At 72.7% G+C, this 414-nt stretch carries 1 protein-coding gene; it reads left to right on the top strand.

Annotation, left to right across the window (positions count from 1 at the left end):
- Positions 1-367 (top strand): SDR family oxidoreductase (locus AB4Z35_RS30815; protein WP_442101273.1); only part of this gene is annotated, 367 nt, incomplete at its 5' end.
- Positions 368-414: the final 47 nt, after the last annotated feature.

Here is a 414-nt window from a genome sequence, read left to right as displayed (position 1 = left end):
GCGCGGGCAGTACGGGCGCATCGTCAATGTCTCGTCGATCGCCGGGCAGGTGGCGCGCGCCAACGACGTGCTCTATCCGGCCACCAAGGGCGGGCTGGACGCCCTCACGCGCGCCATGGCGGCCGATCTGGGCCGCCACGGCATCACCGTCAACGCCATCGCGCCCGGCTACTTCGCCACCGAGCCGAACCAGTCGATGGTGGCGGACGGCACGGTCGCCGAATGGCTGCGCAACCGGACCTCGCTGGGCCGCTGGGGCCAGCCGGACGAAGTGGCCGGCGCGGCGGTCTTCCTCGCCTCACCGGCGGCATCGTACGTCAGCGGGCAGGTGCTGGCCGTCGATGGCGGCTACCTCGGCCACTTCTGACGCAGGCAGTCGATCATCGCCGCCGCGGCGGCCGAATCGCCCCGCTC

The organism is Pseudomonas sp. KB_15 (genome assembly GCF_052114525.1).
In the GTDB taxonomy this organism is placed as follows: Bacteria; Pseudomonadota; Gammaproteobacteria; order Pseudomonadales; family Pseudomonadaceae; genus Aquipseudomonas.
This window is presented reverse-complemented; position numbering and strand designations above follow the sequence as displayed.